This is a genomic window from Corynebacterium sp. HMSC06C06, from assembly GCF_001807295.1.
GTDB classification, from domain to species: Bacteria; Actinomycetota; Actinomycetes; order Mycobacteriales; family Mycobacteriaceae; genus Corynebacterium; species Corynebacterium striatum.
This window is the reverse complement of the sequence record NZ_KV788521.1, coordinates 69165-87290: the sequence shown is the minus strand read 5'-3', so window position 1 is coordinate 87290 and position 18126 is coordinate 69165. Positions and strand designations below refer to the sequence as shown.

Genomic DNA, 18126 nt, shown 5'->3' with positions numbered 1-18126 from the left:
CTGGCTCGGACTAGTTGTTTCCGAAGGAAGGCCCCTGCGGCCATCCACCATTATTGCCGCTTGGTCCGTTGCCCGGCTGGCCAAAGCCTCCCTGCGGACCTGGCTGGCCAAAGCCTCCCTGCGGACCTGGTTGACCGAAGCCACTTTGGCCACCTGGATGGCCGAAGCCGCCCTGTTGGCCTGGCTGACCAAAGCCGCCCTGCTGGCCGAAGCCGCCTGGCTGGCCCGGCTGACCAAAGCCACCCTGCTGCCCCGGGAGCTGCTGCACTGGAGCGTTAGCCCCCGGCGCGTTCTGCGGTGCCTGTGCACCTTGCTCTCCCTTCGGGCCCTTCGGAGCCTTAGGCTCCTTCGGCGCTGGGAACTGTACCTGCTCGAAGAGCACCGGTGCGGAGCGGTTAATCTCCTCGGAAAGCTCGTCGTACTTTTCGGCATGTGCCATCGTGTCGATGGTCAAGACGATCTCGCCGCGGTCCTTGTCATTCGCGTTGCCCACGAAGAACCAATTGTTCTGAACTGCCAGCGGCAAGATGGCGCGGCCACCGGACTGCTTGCCCTTGCCGGAGATAGAGCCGTCCTTTTCAACTTCCACGTGTGCCGCGGTAAATGGGCTAAGGCCCATCTTTACCTTCGCCTCATACAGGCCCAGGTTTGCCCGGCGCGGCGCGGCGTCGACAGGCACTGCGCCCTGGAACTCGTCCTTGGAAACCGCAAACGGCTTGCCGGTATCCGTGCGGATGAGGCTCGTGCCTTCCTTCTTGACCGGAATCGTCTTCGCGAACATGCGCGGTGACTCAGGGATGCGGCCGGAGAACCACTTCATGAAGTAAAGAACTGCCAGCGGAATCAGAAGGCCCAAGAGAACCGCCAGCACGAATGCCAGGCCGAAAGCGCTCTTGCTCAAAGGCGTGGTCATCGAGCCCTTGAGCTGCAAAGGCAGCTGCGCTTCCTGGTTATCTTCCGCAGACTGCAAGCTCAGCTCTGGCTGCAAAGCCAATGCGCCGTCTTCCATATTTTCGGCAGAAAGGGTCACAGGCAGCGTCGCCTCTTCGCCCTTGGCCAGCTCAAGCGCGTTATCCGCGGAATCGTACTGCGAGGTTACCTTCAGCGCATCCACGCCCTTCGGCAGCGTGACCTCATCAGCGCCGAAGCTCTGCTCCGCCAGCCACACCTTACCCGGACCAGCTACCGGAACATCGATCGTGACTTCCTTTTCCGTCATCGACACCACCTGTGCCGAGCCGACGGAGGGCATGTTGACCGGGGTAATCGTCAGCGGAGTTTCGCTCTTGATGGGGTTGAGCTTGGAGCCCGGCTGATTATCGACGCCCTTCGTGGTGATGTCCACGCTGGTCACCAGCTTGCCAGCCGCAACGTTTTCGACCTTGTCCAGCGGGATATCCACCGCGTTGCCGTCCACGATCGGAGCGCTTTCGAGCAGCGTTACTGACTCGCCCTCTTCGGGGACGAACTCCGCGCGCAGCGTGCCTTGGCCTTCGAGCTTGCGCGGCTGACCGCCGCCGTCGACAAGCTGTGCCTTAATGATTTGGTCGGAGTTGATGCCGCCGCTTAGCTTCCCACCGTTTTCGCGCTGCAGGTTGAGGTTCAGCCCCGGAATCATCACCATAGATGCCTGGTACTCGCCCTCGGCGCCGCCCTCCAGCTTGTAGCCAAAGGTCCACTTGCCGGCCCAGCCTTCGCCGCCCTTCTTCATTGCGACGTCGACCATGCCCGGCAGGCGGTCATTGGTGGTGATCTCCACGTCGGCGCCGGCGACCTTCTTGGTATCCGGCTTCAGCTCTACCGTTTGCCCATCAGGGCCGGTGAGGGTCGGGATGATCTTGCCTTCTTCCACGCTGGTCTTCGGAACCGCGGACAAGCGGACCGGGTCGACCGAGTTATCCAGAAAGAAATCGAATTGCTCGGTGAAAGTGCCTTCCTTGTTCAAGCCACCAGACGCTGGAATGAGGTTACGGAAAGCCGCGAACAATGCGGCGGGATCCTCACCGCCGTTGAAGAAAGCACCGTTCGGTTCGCCCTGGCCACAGCCCTCACCTTCAGCCAGATCGGTGAGAAGCTCCGTCTGCTCCTTCGCATCGCGCTCCGGTACGAGGCCGACGTTGAAGAGGCGGATATTGGACTGGCGGAAGGCGGAAACCGTGGAATCCGGGGTGCACAAAATGTTGCGGGCTGCTGCGTTATCCTTGCCGGTCTCAACGCCTACGTAGGCGCCGTCGGTAAAGAAGACGATGGCCCGGCAATCGCTGCCATCATGATCGCCGAATTCCTTGAGCGCGCCCGAGTAGGCCAGTCCGTAGTCGGTTTCCAGATCGGAGGTGCGCTCCTTGTTACGGAAAGCATCAATCTCCTTGTCCAGGGCACCGGCGTTTCCGGAAACATTGGTCCAGCCGCCGTACTCGCCGGCCTCGGAGTAATAGCCGGAGCCGAATCCGGCAAGCTTGACGTTGATATCCGCGCCGGCGTCCTTGCCCAGGTTGGCCAGCTGATTGACGATGTCCTTGGTGGCATCAACACGGAAGTGGGAGCCATCGGTGGCGGGTTCGCCTTCGTAACCGATGAGGGACTGCGACTGGTCGAGCACGAACAACAGGTCCGCGGATTTCTTATCCGCGATACACGAGCTGAAGTCCGCGAGGTTCTTCTGCGAGGCTTCGGAGAGGCTGCTTTCGGAGGCTTGTGGTGCTTGTTCTGCTGGCGGGGCCGCTTCGGGCGCTGGTGCTTGCTCAGGCGCTGGCGCATCTTGCGCGGAAGCTCCCAAGGAACCTGCGAAACCGCACAACAATGCGGTGCTGCTGAGAGCGAGGAGACGATTTAGTTTTCGCATTAGGCGCCCATCACCTTTCCTACGTAGAAGGCGATCTCCACCGCAGAGGCAACAACGAGTACGAAGCCGCCGATCATGACTAGGCGGTAGACCAGCGTCTGGCGCGTGTCCTCAATGTAGAAGCTCTCTGCTTGGCGCCTGGTGTTTTGCAGGGTGTACAGGCCAAGGAGCACGAAGGCGACGATGCCTGCAAGCACCCAACCGGTAATTGCCAGTCCAAAGAAGAGGCCTTGGGTCGCAGTGGAAACCAACGGCGCGGCAATCACGACGATTGCAGACAAAATGGCGGCCACACCAGCGGCGATGAGCAAAGGCCACGGGCCCTTGGTCGGCGCGGCCGGAGTGGCTGGGCGCGAACTGCGCGGAGCGCTGGGCTGCCCGCCCGGTGCGCCAAAGCCCTGGCTGCCTTGTGCGGGGCCAGCTGCGCCAAACGACGGCGCGGTGCCTCCTGCTTGATTCGGCGAACCGAAGTTAGGGGAACTCGGGAATCCGAAACCCGAGCCGGCGTTGTTGGGTCCGGTGTTGTACCCGCTGCCCGCTCCGGGGCGCGGACCGCCAAACTGGGGCGACGAACCAGGCGAACCAAATGTCATAATTAATGACCTTTTCTCAAATAGCGCTCCCCCGACCAAGAGCGCAGCCAGGGAAACCAAAGGGAACAAAATAGGCACAAGTGTAGCAAGCAAAAGAATGCCATATTTGAGGCCTCATTTCGCCCCTTCCTTGGGATTTGCCCTCTGCTACCTCATCGCTAGATTGATAAAGCTGGGTTTAACTGCAAATTTCTCGCTGGATCTACCTTGAGGATTATTCCCCAACCTCCCCCAACCTGTGTGATTATTTCTGGTTTCTTAGACCATAAGACGACATGGCAAGATAACTGCCCATGACAGAAAAATCGGCAACCGCAACCACTTCCAGTGGCGAGAGCATCCGATTCATCCCGGTACAGTCCACGCTGTACCCGTGGCTGGTTACGGTGTTCGTCGTTACGTTCCTCATTTCCAACATCAACGCCACAAAGGGCGTCCAGCTCGGTCCGCTTATCACCGACGGCGCCTTCTTCTTATTCCCGCTGGCTTATATTGCAGGCGACGTCCTGTCCGAATGCTATGGCTTCAAGTCCACGCGGCGGGCGGTCTACATCGGATTCGTCATGGCGATTCTGGCCACGGTGTGTTTCTATATCGCGATTTGGCTGCCAGCGGCGGATTTCTATGAGGGCCAAGAGGCCTTCGCCGCTACCTTGGGCCTTGTACCGCAAATCCTCGCCGCTTCCTTGGCAGGCTACTTGGTGGGCCAGCTGCTCAACTCCTTCACGCTGACCCGTATGAAGGCAAAGTCCGGTGAACGCGGGCTCATCGGCCGTTTGGTGGCTTCAACCGTCGTGGGCGAGTTCGGCGATACTGTGTTGTTCTGCATCATCGCCGCACCAGTCATCGGCATTTCTACATTCAGCGGCTTTCTCAATTACGTAGTGGTCGGCTTCGTGTGGAAAACCCTCATCGAGGTGGTCATGCTGCCGTTAACCACCGTCGTCATCAAGTGGGTTAAATCCCGCGAAGACTACGTTCCCAGCAGCTAACCCACAAATCCCCAGCCCTAGAAACCCAGCCCTAGAAACCCAGGGCTGGAACTGCAGCTTCCTGGTGAAAAGGGCGGCGTCGGCAAGCGCGAGAAAAGCCGAACAGGAGGTCTGCAGTTCCAGCCCTGGGTATTTGCGGAAAAAGGCGGAGGGCGCATTTGCGGAAAAAGGCGGAGGGCGCAGGGAGGTAGCTTACTTGCCGGCGTAATAGCGGCCCATGAACTCGTCGCGGTAAGCCTCGTAGTAGCCGCCGTCGATGGAGGCGCGGATGTTGTCCACCAGGCGGATCATGAAGGTCAGATTGTGCATGGTGCACAGCGTGCCGGCCAGGAATTCGTTGGCCTTGAGCAGGTGGTGGATGTACGCACGGGAGTAGTTCTCCGAGATGTAGCCGCCAAACTCCTCGTCGATTCCTGCAAAATCGCGCTTGAAGCGCGCACCCTTCAAGTTCAAGCGGCCATCGAGCGTGTACACGCCACCGCGACGCCCCAGGCGGGTAGGCGCGACGCAATCGAAGGTATCGGCGCCGGCCTCAATCGCGGTGAATAGGTCATCAGGCTCAGAAATGCCCAGCAGGTGGCGCGGTTTATCCTCAGGAAGCTCGTCGCAGACCCAGCCCACGATGGTGCCCAGGTTCTCCTTCTCCAGCGCGCCGCCGATGCCAAAGCCGCCGAAACCGCGCTTGCCGTTTGCCTCGGCAGCCTGGGAAAGCTCCACCAAACCGCGGGTGGCTTGGCGGCGCAAATCCTCATATTGCGCGCCCTGCACCACGCCCCACAGGGATTGGCGTGGCTTTTGCGGGCCACGCTCCTCGGTCAAGCGGTGGTGTTCATCCAAGCAACGCTGTGCCCAGCGATGGGTGCGCGCGACGGATTCCTCCTGGTAGGTACGGGTATCCACCAAAGTGGTCAGCTCGTCGAAGGCGAACATGATGTCGGCACCCAAACCATGCTGAATCTGCATGGAAACCTCCGGGGTAAAGCGGTGCTTCGAGCCGTCAATGACGGACTTGAAGTCCACGCCGTCTTCGTCGACCTGCGCCATGCGCTCCTTCTTGGCCGCGCGGATGTCCTTCTCGGTGAGGTTCGAGGTGTCCATGGCCAGGACCTTCTTGAAACCCACGCCAAGCGACATCACCTGGAATCCACCGGAGTCGGTGTAGGTGGGGCCATGCCAGTTTTCAAAGGCCGCGACGCCGCCAGCCTCATCCACGATGTCGTGGCCCGGCTGCAGATAAAGGTGATAAGCGTTGGACAAGATAGCCTGCGCGCCCGTCTGTCGGATCTGCTCCGGAGTCAGGGTCTTGACCGTGGCCTTGGTGGCCACGGGAATGAAGGCGGGGGTCTGAATATCCCCGTGCGGGGTGTGAATGGTGCCGCTGCGACCATGCTTGCCAGGGCCAGCCTGGTCGAGGCGCGTGCGCACGTCGAAGCTCAGGTCAGTCTCTAGCTTGGGTGCAGGAAAAGGCGGCTGTTGCTCGATCATAGGGGCTAGTTTACGTGTTGCGTCGTATCAGCAGATGCGCCGCCATGCTCACGCTCCCACTCTTCTTCCAGAGCTGTGCCTTCGATGTCGAGGGAAGGCATGATCTTGTCCATCCACTTCGGCAGCCACCAGGTGGCGCGACCCAGCAGGAACATCGTGGCGGGGACGAGGGACATGCGCACGAAGAAGGCGTCGAAAAGCACGCCTGCGGCAAGTGCGAAACCGAAGATCTGAATGAACGGCAGCGGCTGGTTAATAAACGCCACGAAGACCGAAATCATGATGATGGCTGCGGCCGTGACCACGCGCGCGCCTTCGGTAAAGCCCGCGATGGTGGCCTCGTCCACGGCGTTGTACTTGGTGCCACTGCCCTGCGGGTGGCGCGAGATATGCTCGCGCATGCGGGTAACCAGGAAGACCTGATAGTCCATGGCCAGGCCGAAGGTCACGCCGATCAAGAAGATAGGCATGAAGGAAATTAGCGGACCAGGCGCCGGGACTAGGCCAAAGAGGCCGTCCTGCCACACCAGAACCGTAAGGCCGAAGGCCGCGCCCACTGAGAGCAGGAAGCCCAAGCCAGCCACCACAGGGACCAAGACCGAGCGGAAGACTAGGAAGAGCAGCAGGATGGCCAGGCCCACCACGATGGCCAGATAAGGCAGCATGGCGGCCTCAAGGCGCTCGGTGATATCTAGCTGCACGGCGGTCAGGCCAGTCATGCCGATTTCTGCGCCAGTGACCTCGCCCAAGCGCTCATTTTCCGCACGCAGTGCCGACGCCGTGCCGACGGTCGTGGGATCCGTCGGGCCGGTGGTCGGTGTAACCATGATCTGTGCCGCGGTCTGATCAGAGTTGAGGCCAACGATCTGTGCGTGCTTCACGCCGCCTACCTGGTTAAGCTGCTGGGTCGCGTACATGAAGGAGGCGAAAGTTGCCTTCTTTTGTTGGTCTTCGCCTTCTTGACCCTGAATCAGCGGCTGGAGAGCCGGCGCGTCTGGGTTGGCTTCCTCACCGTTGACGATGACCAGGAATGGACCATTGACGCCTGCGCCGAAGCCTTCCGCCAGCAGGTCCGCGGACTTGCGCTGGGTGGTATCCGGATTTGAGCTGGTATCTGCCGGCAGCGCGAGCTCCATGTTCAGCACCGGGGCGCTCAGCGCGCCAAGACCCAACACGACCACGGCCATGACCAGGCCCGGGGCCTTCTGCACTGCGCGCACCCAGCGGTTGCCCATGGTGGCGCCCTTACGGTGCTTGCCCTTCTTGTTCGGGTTGCCGGCGATGCCGGGGATTCGACCAGCAAAGGCTTTATCGCCAGCCAGGCCAAGCAGCGCCGGCACCAGGGTCAACGCGACGAGCACCGCCATGAACACGGTGCCCGCGGCGGCCAAGCCCATGGCAGTGAGGAAGCCAATCTTGGCCACGATGAGGGCAAAGAGCGCCACAAAGACCGTGGCGCCGGCGAAGACCACGGAAGAACCTGCCGTGCCCACCGCCATGCCGGCGGCTTCGGGCCCATCCATCCGCGAGCGCTCCTGGCGGTAGCGCGACATGATGAACAGCGCATAGTCGATGCCCACGGCCAGGCCAATCATGATGGCCAGGACCGGGGTCAAGTTATTGAGCTCAATCCAGTGCGTGGCAATCATGACGCCGAGCGCGCCAAGGCCCACGCCCACGACGGCCGAGATCAGCGGCATGCCCGCCGAGACCAAAGAGCCAAAGGTGAAGATGAGGACGAGGAAGGCCACGCCCAAGCCGATGATCTCCGAGGTGGAGTTGACCTTAATCTCATCGCCAAAGCCCGCGCCACCGGCCTCTACCGTTAGCCCCTTCTCGCGGCCCAGCTCCATCGCCGCGGTGACGACGTCCTTGTCTTCTTGCTCAACGGTGTAGGAGCTTTCCGCATCGAAGTCGAAGGTGGTGTAGGCGATAGTCTCATCCTCGTTGACCATCGCGAGGTTTTCCGCATCCTTGCGGGCGGTCTCTTCCGGGAGGCCCATCGAGGTGAATTGATCGATAACCTGCTGCTGCAGAGCCGGCGATACGTCGAGCGGGTTGCCCCAGCGTTGCTGGTCCTTGATGCCGAGCTCGTTGGTGATCTGATCGACCACCTGCTGGATCGCTTCCTTGTTTTGCGGGTCAGAAAGCTTCTGCCCCTCGGGGGCTTGGAAGACCAGGTTCACAGAAGGCGCGCTGGCCAGGTTGCCGCTTTCCGGGAAGAGCTCGGCGGCGCGGTGGGTAGCGTCAATCGCCGGCGTGCCCTTGATGGAGTACTCCGTAGTCATGGGCTTCATCAAGGCAATCGTGGCGCCCACGGCGGCCACAAAGATCACAAGCCATGCGATGATCACTTTCCACCTGTTGAGGAAGGACCAGCGCCCAAGACGGTACAAGAGTTTTGCCACAGGAGTTACCTTCTGTCTCGTTGATTAACTTCGCCCAGTCTAGCGGCCCGCCGCTGGCAGCTAAAACACGAAAAGCCGTGGAGCAATTACTTGCCCCACGGCTTTTCGCTATGGCGGTGGCGGCGGGATTTGAACCCGCGGTTGGGGGTTACCCAACATTCGCTTTCGAGGCGAACACCTTCGGCCGCTCGGACACGCCACCGTGGTCTAGGTTACGTGTTGAAGCGCGCGGCACAAAATCCCGCCGGATTTACTTGTCCTTCAGGCCGCCAATAACCTCGTTGGCCTTGTCCTTTACGCCCTCGACAGCGTCAGAGACTTTGTCCTTAGCCTGGGAAATAACCTGGTCTGCCTTGCCCTCGTTAGCAAGATCCTCGTTGTCGGTTGCGTTTCCCGCAGCTTCCTTGGCCTTGCCTACTAGGTCGTCCTTCTTGTTTTCAAAATCACCCATGATGAGCCTCCTTTGTTTGCGATGACCCCACCCTACACAGATTCAGCGCAGCTCGCCGAAGAAGTCGGTCAGCAGTCCGGCGCATTTTTCCTCGCACACCCCGGCGCGCACCTCGGGCACGTGCAGGGCACCGGGGGCACGCAAGACATCGACAAGCGAGCCGCACGCGCCCGTCTTCGGTTCGAAAGCACCAAAGACCACGGAAGCCACGCGGGCACCCTGGATGGCCCCGGCACACATCGCGCACGGTTCGAGGGTGACCACGAGTTCACAGCCTTCTAGGCGCCAGCCATCGCCATGCTTGGCGACGGCCGCACGAATCGCCTCCACCTCCGCATGCGCGGTGGGATCGCCGCGCTGCTCTCGGCGGTTGACGCCGGTGGAAAGCTCGTTGCCGGCGGCGTCGTAAAGCACTGCTCCTACCGGGATATCTCCTGCCGGAGTTTGCCGTGCCACCTCGAGCGCGCGGCGCATGCGCGCCTCGGCGCGGGCCAAGCCTTGGGATTTAAGCAATGATCTCTTCGAGCTCGTCGCCGAAGCCTAAATCGCCCGCGATGCGCAGGAGCATGTCGGAGGGCCAATCTTCGTCATTGTCGATGATGTAGCCCAACTGATCTTCACTGAGCCCAAGATCAGCAAAAATATCGAAGTCACCGTCGCCATAAGGATCTGGATCCTCGTCGTCGTCATCGATTTCGGGGAAGTCAAGGTCGCGCAGCTCCAGGAAGTCGGCGGCGAAATCATCCTCGTCGGCATATGTGGCGTCAGAGATCAGCATGCGCACATCTCCCGGCACCGGGCGCACAACGACAAAGTAATCATCGTCCACACACAGCAGCGCAAAGGCCGCGCCCTCGGAGCGCAGCGCGCGCACTGCGTTTATGGAGGTGTTGATGTCCTCGAAGTCGTCATCGAACTCCCGAACCACCCATTGCCCCTCATTGCGGGCGACGGTAACTGCGAAGGAGATGTTGTCATCGCTCATACCTCGTGAGATTAGTCGTGTTGTGCCAGAATTGTCACCGTGAGTTCTCAAGACGTTCAACGACCCGTATGCATCATCGGCCTCGGCCTCATTGGTGGTTCCCTGCTGCGCGACCTCGTGGCAAGCAAACACGCAGTGTATGGCTATAATCACTCGACTTCCGGTGCCCGCAGTGCCATCAAAGCGGGCTATGACGTCACCGATGACATGCCTGCGATCCTCGCACGCGCCGAGGCTGACGACGCCCTTATCGTCATCGCTACCCCCATGAATGCGGTGGACTCGGTGCTGGATCAGATCGAAGAGCATGCGCCAAGCTGCGGCATTACCGACGTAGTTTCGGTCAAGACGGAGGTCCGCGATCTCTTCCTGAAGCGTGGCATGGAAAGCCGTTACGTGGGCGGGCACCCGATGGCCGGTACCCAGAACTCCGGCTGGGACCACTCCCAAATTGGCCTGTTCAAGCGCTCGGCGTGGGCAATTACTTATGACTACGCGGCGGAGTGCGAAGCCCGCGGCGAGCGCATCCCTAAGAAGTGGATCGAAACCTTCACTGACGTCGTGCGTATGACGCAGATGGTGCACGCAGAGGCCGTTCCGGTGCGCGTGGCCAACCACGATGCGGCCGTGGCCCGCATTTCTCACCTGCCACACGTGCTGGCTGAGACCCTCGCCGTGGTGGGCGACAATGGCGGCATCCTCGCGCAGTCCTTGGCCGCGGGCTCCTTCAAGGACGGCACGCGTGTGGCGGGCACCACGCCTGAGCTCGTGCGTCAGATGTGTGAGACGAACGCGCCCGCGCTTGTCGACGCCCTCGACGAAGCCCTCCAGCTCCTCCAGGCCGCGCGCGACTCGCTCGCTGCGGAGCAGCCTTCCATCGCAGACTTGGCTGAGACCGGCTTCCGTGCCCGTACTCGTATTGAGGCGCGCTCGGGTGCCCGCAAGGAGTCTGTCTCGCCGGTGAAGATTTCCTCGCGGCCGGTGCTGCGCCTGCACCCGGGCGGCCCGAACTGGGTGGCGCAGCTGCGCCAGTCGGAGTCCTTGGGCGGGCGCATCGAGATTTTCTAAGCTGCGCTTTCAGTCTCGGAAGGTGTCATCGCGCTGCTTCCGGGACTGTGACTCGTCTCGGCTCAGCGCGAGAATCGGCAGGCCTAAGAGGCCGAGCGCAATTCCGACGGGCAAGAGCCATAGCATCCCCGACGCCAGCCAGAGAACCGCACCGAGAATGGCGCCGGCGATGAGACAGGATGCAAGCTTCTGGTTCATGGAATCTAGGGTACGGGGGCGTCGGTAAGCATGTGCGATCGGCCTAACTGACAACGAAGCCTACAGTTTTGGGGGTGTCGCGGCTTTCGTTGGCAAATATGCAGCTTTCCGGTGGCCGGTTGCCCCACCCCTTGTTAAGCTGAGCGCAGCATCAACGGGGGGAACGATGAATGCACTACTTGTTCGGGGGCTAAGTAGGTCCCAACTTGTCACGCGTCTGCGGCGTGGGGACATCACCAAAATTGCGCGCGGTATCTACGTGTGGGGAGCTCCGACGCCGCTGGAGGTTCTGCAAGCGGTCCAAGAATACAAAGCTACTGTGATCGCCGCCGGTCGCACCGCGGCACAGCTCTATTTAGGCCATGAGCTGACGACTCCGCTGGAGCTGCGCGGACCTGCACGCTTGCCGACGTCGCCTTTCTACTCACTGCGCCGCACTAAGCAAAACGCCTATCGGATGATCGATGGCATCCGGGTGGCCAATCCGCTTCTCGCCATCGAGCGGCTCGACGCCGCCCTGGCGGTGGAGCTGTGCGAGGCCCTCTACTCGACGAAGGAAGGCAGGGAGGCCATCGAGCGGGACCGAGCGGAGTTTCGCCGACTGTCGGCGCACGCGCAGAAGGTACTTACGCAAGCTGCACTGTTTACCGACTCTTCTGCGGAGATACTAGTCATCCGCGCTTTGAAGGCGCGCGGGCTGAAGGTGGAGAGCAACTATCTCATTGGGGCGTATCGGTGGGACATTGTCTTGCCGGACTACAAGATTGCGCTTGAGATAAACGGTCTGCAATTCCACTCGGCGCTCACGCCGTGGATTAGGGACCACTGGAAGAACAACGAGGCCGTCCTGCGGGGCTGGCGCACGTTGCGCTATACCGGCCATTGCGTGAAATACCACCTGAACTACATCGTGGAGCAGATTTGTACTGCTAATCAGCCCGCCTGGGAGAGGCGCTACTACCGCGGAGTGCGCAGCTGGCACCGCGCGTTGGGTCCGGCGCCGTGGGAGGGAGCTCTGGAGCCGCCGCCCGAGCCGGACTGGGTGAGAGACATCGACTTTTCTCAGCAGGAGCCGCAGTAAGCGGGCTGTCTGTGGCTTTCGCGGCGGCTAGGGCTTTGGCTGCGGCTCGGATCTGCATAACTGACAACAAAGCCCTTCACTTGGCCTCCACGAGCGCTCTCGTTGGCAACTACGCAGATCCTAGGTGACATCCACGGGTGAAAGCCGGGGGCTAAGTAGCCGGTAAGTGACCCTCGAAATATAGGCACACCGTAAAACGAAGAAACTCCTAGCCTTTTTAACAAGCTAGGGGTTAAATTTTGTGCGCCCGGAGGGATTCGAACCCCCAACCTTCTGATCCGTAGTCAGATGCTCTATCCGTTGAGCTACGGGCGCAGTCCGTTGGCGTTGAGCGTTAAGCGCTCTCTGCAACGTGGATTAACTATAGTGCTGTTGCCCAGAAGCAGCAAATCGCCAGGCCACAATACGTTTTTACGCATTGTTAACCTGGCGATTCGGCGCCGGATAGGTGCCTTGCCCGCACGCAGCAGACAGTGTTTACAGCACCAAGCCGAAGACCGGCACGGCCAGCAGGTAGACCGTCAGCGTAATGAGCACACAGCCAATGAGGTTGAGGCCAACGCCACCCTTGATCATGTCGCCAATCTTGACGTAGCCAGAGCCGTACGCAATCGCGTTCGGCGGGGTCGCAACCGGGAGCATGAACGCGCAGGTAGCCGCGAGAGCAACCGGGATGGTCAGCAACAGGATGTTGATTTCCCCGTTGGTAGTCAGGCCAATACCCACGGCCACACCGCCCATAATCGGCAAGAAGGTAGCCGCCGTTGCGGTGTTGGAGGTGATCTCCGTCAGGAAGAGGACGAGCAGGGCGACCGCCGCGATGAGCAGGATGGTCGGCAAGCCGCCCAGGCCCTTGGCCATCTCACCAATCCACAGGGAGAGACCGGAGTTGTTAAACATCGCCGACAAGGACAGGCCACCGCCGAAGAGAAGCAGCACGTCCCATGGCATCTCGTTGGCAGTCTTCCAATCCAGCAAGCGCACGCCGGTCTTAGCGTCGGCAGGGATAGCGAATAGCAGCAGGCCAGCCGCGATGCCGACGATGGCGTCGTCGTAGTTGGAGTCCTCGCCCACTAGGAACGGGACGGCAACCCAAGAGATCGCAGCACCCAAGAAGATGATCCCGGTGAGAATCTGGGGCATGGTCCACGGACCGAGAGCCGCGATTTCCTTGTCGATGAGCTCCTTACCACCAGGAATACGATCCATCTCCGGCTTGAAGATAGTGATCAGCATGAACCAGGCGACAAACAGGAAGATGATAGCCAGCGGCATACCGACAATCATCCACTTGCCGAAGCCCAGCACGATGTCATGAGATTCCTTCATGTAGCCAGCCAGCAGGGCGTTCGGCGGGGTACCAATGAGCGTGCCAAGCGAGCCGATGGAAGCCGAGTAAGCAATACCCAGCATCAGGGCCGTTGCGAACTCCTTCTGGTTCTTCATGCCACCAACCGTCTCAGCAGTCAGCGCCAGCACGGAGGTACCAATCGGCAGCATGACCACTGCGGTAGCGGTATTAGAGACCCACATGGACAAAAAGCCCGTGGCCAGCATGAAGCCCAAAACCAGGCGCTTGGGCGAGGTGCCCACAACCTTCACCACGGCCAGCGCCATACGGCGGTGCAGGTTCCAGCGCTGCAGAGCCAGCGCGATAAGGAAGCCGCCCATAAAAAGAAAGATGGTCGCCGATGCATAAGGCGCACCGACCTCTTTAATCGTGCCCACACCAGCCAGCGGGAAAATAACGAGCGGGAGCAGAGCGGTCGCTGCAAGCGGAATCGCCTCGGTCATCCACCACACACCCATCAGGATGGTCACGGCCGCAACCGCGCGAATTGCCCCGTATGTGTACTCCTCTTCTGGGTCAGCGCCGGAAGACTGTAGAACAGTCTCCACTGCATTGGATGGGAAGAGGAACCACACCAGCGCAGCCAGGGCTACGCCAAGAAAAAGGCCAATCACCATGCGGCGCCATTCGCTCTGCTTTACGCCGTGGTCGTCTTCACCTTCTACATGTGCTGTCGATTCGTGTGTATGCGGTGTTGTCATACAGTTCTCCCTGGATTGTCCTCGGCTTGGGGTGTGCAACGGGGCGTTTCGCAGCGGAAAATAAATACCCACGTTCGCGAAAACCATACAACTTGGACCAACGCAAAACTAGGAAATCGTTTCTATTTACCCCCACTGTTTATGAAAAATCGACTAGCCTACCCCCTCGGGTCCACTAGACAACGTTGCAACAGTTCAGCTTTGCAAGGAAATGGTGCTACCCCCACCGAGTCCTACAATGGCCAAGAGCGCGAGCAAAGACACGGCCAAGGCAAGGCTAGCGAGAGCCGCGGCGCCGGGAAGTGGGGTGCGGGAGGCGAGGGCGGCGTCGTAAAGCGCGGCGCGTCGATGTACCCGCCAACCCAACCATGCGCACACCAGGCCACCGCCCACGTAGGCCGCCAGCTCCGCGTTTGACCAGGGAATTTCACTGCGCAGCACCACCAACGTCACCAACACGAAAGCCAAGAGCGTGCGCTGCCAGGACAGGCGCGTGCGCTCGGGCTGCAATCCGACGTCGTACATCTAAGACATCAACTGACCTGCGAGGATGAGCGCGCCCACCACTATGACGAGCCCCACGAGCAACGGCATGGCAAGGTTCGCGGGCAGGGGCTTTTGTTGACGCATTGCGCTTTCCGACGCCCTCCAGTGCGCCCACGCCACACCCGGCAACACGATGGCGGTGAGCAGCATGAGCACGGAAATGACGGTGGTCAGCGTCCCGTGAATAGGCAATTCGAAAGCCTGCAGCGCCACGCCACCCGCGATGAACGCCAAGGAGGTGCGAATCCAGGCTAGGAAGGTGCGTTCGTTGGCCATGCTGAAGCGCGGATCAGGTTCGCTGCCGCGCGAGTAAACGGAGCGCGGGAAACGCTTATCTGGTGTGGACATTGTTATTTCACAGCCTCCTGCCACCCAGCCGGGCGCTGTGCCTTGGGCATGCCTTTGACCACTGCCATGTAGGACTCCTGCACGAGCTCAGTGATGAGCTGCTCCGTAATGGAAGGGCCGGGAAATACCGTGTACCAGTGCTTTTTGTTCATGTGATAGGCCGGACCGATGTCGGCGTAGCCCTCCTGCAGCGCGGCGACGTCCTCCGGCGGCGCCTTAAGAATGAGCACGCGCTGGCCTTTGTATTCGGTAGCCAACATGAACCACTTGCCACCCACCCGCCATGCGTGCCAGCCCTCGACGAAGCGATAGGATTCGGCGTCGGCAAGCGCGAGTGCGGCGTGATCGGCAGCTGTGTGGAGTGCTTCAGCTTCCATTGACTTCCTTCGTTTAGTCGGCCTTCCGATGGCCCCGACAAGCTTAATCGCTGAACGGTTACTCGCTAGGACGCAACTGACTACGTGGGGCACAGACTTTGACGTTTAATTAGGGGCCCTATTACTGGTACGAATACCTTTTGGATGGCGGGAATACCGCCAGGCGGGCGATTAACCGGCTGGAAGCTACTTAGCCTCGGAGAACTTCTCTAAGGCTGCGGGGCTTCCGGCGATGACGATGAGGTCCGTGGGCGAGAGTTCTAAGCCTTTCTCAATCGGCATCCAGGCACCCTGATCGCGGCGCACGGACACCAGCTGGACGTGGTGCTTCTTCCAGATGGCTTGCGGGTCGAGCGGGGTTCGTACCACGTCGGAGGGGGCCGTGAGCTTGGTGACGCCGTAGCCGTTGGCGATTTCCGCAAAGTCCTCGAACTTGCCGCCCAGCAGGTGGGCGATACGGCGTCCGGTATCGCGCTCAGGGCGGATGACGTGATGCACGCCGAGCTGCTGCAGGATGCGTGCGTGGGCGTCGGAGTCTGCTTTGGCCCAGATGTCCTTGATGCCCAGCTCAACCAGGTTGGAGGCTGTCAGAATGGAATCCTCCAAGTGGGAGCCGATGGCCAAGACCACGCGCTCGACCTCGGCTACACCCAGCTGGCGGAGAACCTCGGCGTCGGTTGTGTCAGCTTGGACAACCTCGGTGAGAATCGGCGAGTAGTCGCGTACGAACTTTTCTGAGGTATCGATTCCTAGGACCTCCACGCCGTGATCCATGAGCTCACAGGCGAGGGAGAAACCAAAGCGTCCCAAGCCGATGACCACCACAGCAGGAATGTCGATGGACTGCTTTTCGCGACGCAAAGCGTCAAAAATGTTAGCCAATGAACGGCCTTTCTACTGGGTAGCGGTAGTGACGAGTGATGGTGCGGGCGGCCAGGGAGGCCACCAGCGTGGTGGGGCCGACGCGTCCCAAGTACATGATGCAACACAGAATAATCTGCGAGGGCGCGGTGAGGTTGGCCGTGATTCCGGTGGAAAGACCCACGGTTGCGAACGCCGAGAGCACCTCGAATGTGATTTGGTCCGTGGAGAACTGCGGGTTGAGCACCACCAAGCTGGCCACGCCGAACATGACGACGCCCACGCCCGCGATGGTCAGCGCTAGCGCTTGGCGGGTCACTGCGTGCGGCAGCCGTCTCTTGCCGATGGTGGTGTCCTCGCGGCCCAGAAACTCTGCCGCCATTCCCGCAGCGAGCACGCAGGCGGTGGTCACCTTCACGCCGCCCGCGGTACCCGCGGAGCCGCCGCCAATGAACATCAAGATATCGGAAAACATGAGCGTAATGGTGTGCGCGTCCGCGTAGTCGATGGCGTTGAAGCCCGCAGTACGCGGTGAGGCGCTCATGAAGAAGCCGTTGAGCAGCTTGGTTCCCAGGCTCATGTCTTTGAGCACGCCGTTCCACTCAGCAACGAGGAAGAACGCCATACCGCCGAAGAGCAACATGGCCGTGGCCACGAATGTCATTCGGGCAGTGATAGACATGTGGTGCACACGCGGGGCGTCGCCCCGCACTGACAACCGCACCCGACCGCGGATGCGGCGTGCGATTTCCGCCAACATCGGGTAGCCCAAGCCACCGGTTATCAGGGCGAAGGCCAAGGGCAAAAGGATCCAGGCATCGGTGCTGAACCCGATCATGTTGTCCGAATAGGTACTGAAGCCAGCGTTGTTGAAGGCCGAGATCGCATGGAAGATACCCTCCCACACCGCACGTGGGCCTGACACTCCGTGCTCTAGGTGAAGCCTCATTCCAACGACGATGGCAACCAGGGCCTCACACACAAAGGTGGCCAGAAACGTAAAACGCAGCGTGCGACGAATACCTCCGTCAACGGGGCGGCCCTCCGCTGCCGTGGAGCGCCGCGCCTTCAGGCTGATACGCCCCGTCAGCAGCATGCCGGACAAGGAGGCCAGGGACATGATTCCCAAGCCACCAAGTTGGATCAGCGTGATGATGACAACCTGCCCAAAGGAGGTCCAGTATGTGCCGGTGTCTTGAACGATAAGCCCAGTCAGGGACACCGCCGACGTCGCCGTGAACAGCGCATGCAGCGGCGGAGTCCACTGCGGGCCGGCCGTGGAAATCGGCAGCATAAGAAGGAACGTGCCGAGCAAGATGAGCAGCAAAAAGCCCATGGCGGTCACGCGTGCAGGACCAAAAATTCGGCTTCGGTTCTGCGAAGAACTACGTTTCACAAATAGGGATAGTAGACCTGTTTGGCGGAAATACCACCTCAAAGTTTGTCACGTTTATCTCACAATATTTGCGTAACAAATCCCGGCATTGCGCTGGCAATCGAGTCTTGGCCGATCGGAGCTCGGTGTAGCCACAACCTGCATAACTGACAACGAAGCCCTCCGTTTTCTCTCAGCAAGCACCTTCGTTGGCAACTACGCAGATTTTAGCCCAGAAACAGCCCCCATCAGCCCGGCCCCGGTACGTAAAACTTAAGAATCCCAGCTCGGTAAAGAGCTGGGATTCTTTATGGCGGAGACGAGAGGATTTGAACCTCCGGACCTACGCAAGTAAGTCAACTCCTTAGCAGGGAGCCCCATTCGGCCGCTCTGGCACGTCTCCAGCGATTCGCAATGAATCTTCGCTCACTTTACCCGAGCCCAACCACCCGTGCCAAACAGCC

17 protein-coding genes and 3 tRNA genes are annotated in these 18126 nt (G+C 60.5%); 3 read left to right on the top strand and 17 right to left on the bottom strand.

All coding sequences use genetic code 11. The annotated features are described in order from the left end of the window. Nucleotides 1–10 precede the first annotated feature (10 nt). Nucleotides 11–2842 (bottom strand): vWA domain-containing protein, encoded by a 2832-nt coding sequence (locus HMPREF3153_RS11705; protein WP_070420956.1) that lies wholly within the window; start codon nt 2840–2842, stop codon nt 11–13. Further along, a complete protein-coding gene (locus HMPREF3153_RS13090; protein ID WP_239685196.1) occupies nt 2842–3435 on the bottom strand; it encodes a hypothetical protein in 594 nt (197 codons plus the stop codon). Before HMPREF3153_RS13090 ends, HMPREF3153_RS11705 begins: the two co-directional genes overlap by 1 nt. A gap of 293 nt (nt 3436–3728) precedes the next feature. On the opposite strand from HMPREF3153_RS13090, the gene HMPREF3153_RS11695 reads away from it, so the two are divergent. Continuing rightward, entirely contained in the window at nt 3729–4427 is a 699-nt protein-coding gene (locus HMPREF3153_RS11695) for a queuosine precursor transporter (RefSeq protein ID WP_070420955.1), read from the top strand. A gap of 192 nt (nt 4428–4619) precedes the next feature. Here HMPREF3153_RS11695 and tgt read toward each other — a convergent pair whose 3' ends face one another. The 6 genes from tgt to HMPREF3153_RS11665 all read right to left on the bottom strand — a co-directional run bounded on the left by tgt (nt 4620) and on the right by HMPREF3153_RS11665 (nt 9756). Beyond that, nucleotides 4620–5912: a tRNA guanosine(34) transglycosylase Tgt gene (gene tgt / locus HMPREF3153_RS11690; RefSeq protein WP_070420954.1), complete on the bottom strand. Its 1293-nt coding sequence runs from the start codon at nt 5910–5912 to the stop codon at nt 4620–4622. A gap of 5 nt (nt 5913–5917) precedes the next feature. After that, a complete protein-coding gene (locus tag HMPREF3153_RS11685; RefSeq protein WP_070420953.1) occupies nt 5918–8320 on the bottom strand; it encodes an MMPL family transporter in 2403 nt (800 codons plus the stop codon). 111 nt (nt 8321–8431) lie between these two features. Further along, a tRNA-Ser gene (locus HMPREF3153_RS11680) sits at nt 8432–8522 on the bottom strand. Between the two features lie 48 nt (nt 8523–8570). Next, nucleotides 8571–8771 (bottom strand): CsbD family protein, encoded by a 201-nt coding sequence (locus HMPREF3153_RS11675; protein WP_005530396.1) that lies wholly within the window; start codon nt 8769–8771, stop codon nt 8571–8573. Nucleotides 8772–8813: 42 nt separating this feature from the next. Continuing rightward, a complete protein-coding gene (locus tag HMPREF3153_RS11670; protein ID WP_070421022.1) occupies nt 8814–9245 on the bottom strand; it encodes a nucleoside deaminase in 432 nt (143 codons plus the stop codon). Between the two features lie 31 nt (nt 9246–9276). After that, on the bottom strand, nt 9277–9756 hold the full coding sequence (locus tag HMPREF3153_RS11665) for a tRNA adenosine deaminase-associated protein (RefSeq protein ID WP_005530399.1): 480 nt from the start codon (nt 9754–9756) through the stop codon (nt 9277–9279). Between the two features lie 39 nt (nt 9757–9795). Here HMPREF3153_RS11665 and HMPREF3153_RS11660 point away from each other — a divergent pair, with 39 nt between their 5' ends. Next, nucleotides 9796–10824 (top strand): prephenate dehydrogenase, encoded by a 1029-nt coding sequence (locus HMPREF3153_RS11660; protein ID WP_070420952.1) that lies wholly within the window; start codon nt 9796–9798, stop codon nt 10822–10824. A 9-nt stretch (nt 10825–10833) separates the two neighbouring features. Here HMPREF3153_RS11660 and HMPREF3153_RS11655 read toward each other — a convergent pair whose 3' ends face one another. After that, nucleotides 10834–11022, bottom strand: coding sequence for a hypothetical protein (locus HMPREF3153_RS11655; protein WP_046645745.1), 189 nt, complete (start codon nt 11020–11022; stop codon nt 10834–10836). A 166-nt stretch (nt 11023–11188) separates the two neighbouring features. On the opposite strand from HMPREF3153_RS11655, the gene HMPREF3153_RS11650 reads away from it, so the two are divergent. Continuing rightward, nucleotides 11189–12103, top strand: coding sequence for a hypothetical protein (locus tag HMPREF3153_RS11650; RefSeq protein ID WP_070420951.1), 915 nt, complete (start codon nt 11189–11191; stop codon nt 12101–12103). A gap of 242 nt (nt 12104–12345) precedes the next feature. Here the strand turns inward: HMPREF3153_RS11650 and HMPREF3153_RS11645 are convergent. From HMPREF3153_RS11645 to HMPREF3153_RS11610, 8 genes are all read right to left on the bottom strand, one after another. Beyond that, nucleotides 12346–12418: transfer RNA gene (locus tag HMPREF3153_RS11645), tRNA-Arg, on the bottom strand. Between the two features lie 162 nt (nt 12419–12580). Then, nucleotides 12581–14155, bottom strand: a complete 1575-nt coding sequence (locus HMPREF3153_RS11640) for an SLC13 family permease (RefSeq protein WP_070420950.1) — start codon at nt 14153–14155, stop codon at nt 12581–12583. A 195-nt stretch (nt 14156–14350) separates the two neighbouring features. Further along, on the bottom strand, nt 14351–14680 hold the full coding sequence (locus HMPREF3153_RS11635; RefSeq protein WP_070420949.1) for a DUF202 domain-containing protein: 330 nt from the start codon (nt 14678–14680) through the stop codon (nt 14351–14353). Further along, nucleotides 14681–15049 (bottom strand): YidH family protein, encoded by a 369-nt coding sequence (locus HMPREF3153_RS11630; RefSeq protein ID WP_070420948.1) that lies wholly within the window; start codon nt 15047–15049, stop codon nt 14681–14683. It lies immediately after the preceding gene. Between the two features lie 2 nt (nt 15050–15051). After that, entirely contained in the window at nt 15052–15426 is a 375-nt protein-coding gene (locus tag HMPREF3153_RS11625; protein ID WP_070420947.1) for an MmcQ/YjbR family DNA-binding protein, read from the bottom strand. A gap of 186 nt (nt 15427–15612) precedes the next feature. Continuing rightward, the gene (locus tag HMPREF3153_RS11620; RefSeq protein WP_168712917.1) at nt 15613–16308 is read right to left on the bottom strand and encodes a potassium channel family protein; all 696 of its coding nucleotides are present in this window, start codon (nt 16306–16308) and stop codon (nt 15613–15615) included. Beyond that, complete coding sequence (locus HMPREF3153_RS11615) at nt 16301–17623, bottom strand: TrkH family potassium uptake protein (protein ID WP_070421021.1); 1323 nt, start codon at nt 17621–17623, stop codon at nt 16301–16303. The genes HMPREF3153_RS11620 and HMPREF3153_RS11615 overlap by 8 nt, the downstream gene beginning before the upstream one ends. Nucleotides 17624–17973: 350 nt before the next feature. Then, a tRNA-Ser gene (locus tag HMPREF3153_RS11610) sits at nt 17974–18065 on the bottom strand. Between the last annotated feature and the right edge of the window lie 61 nt (nt 18066–18126).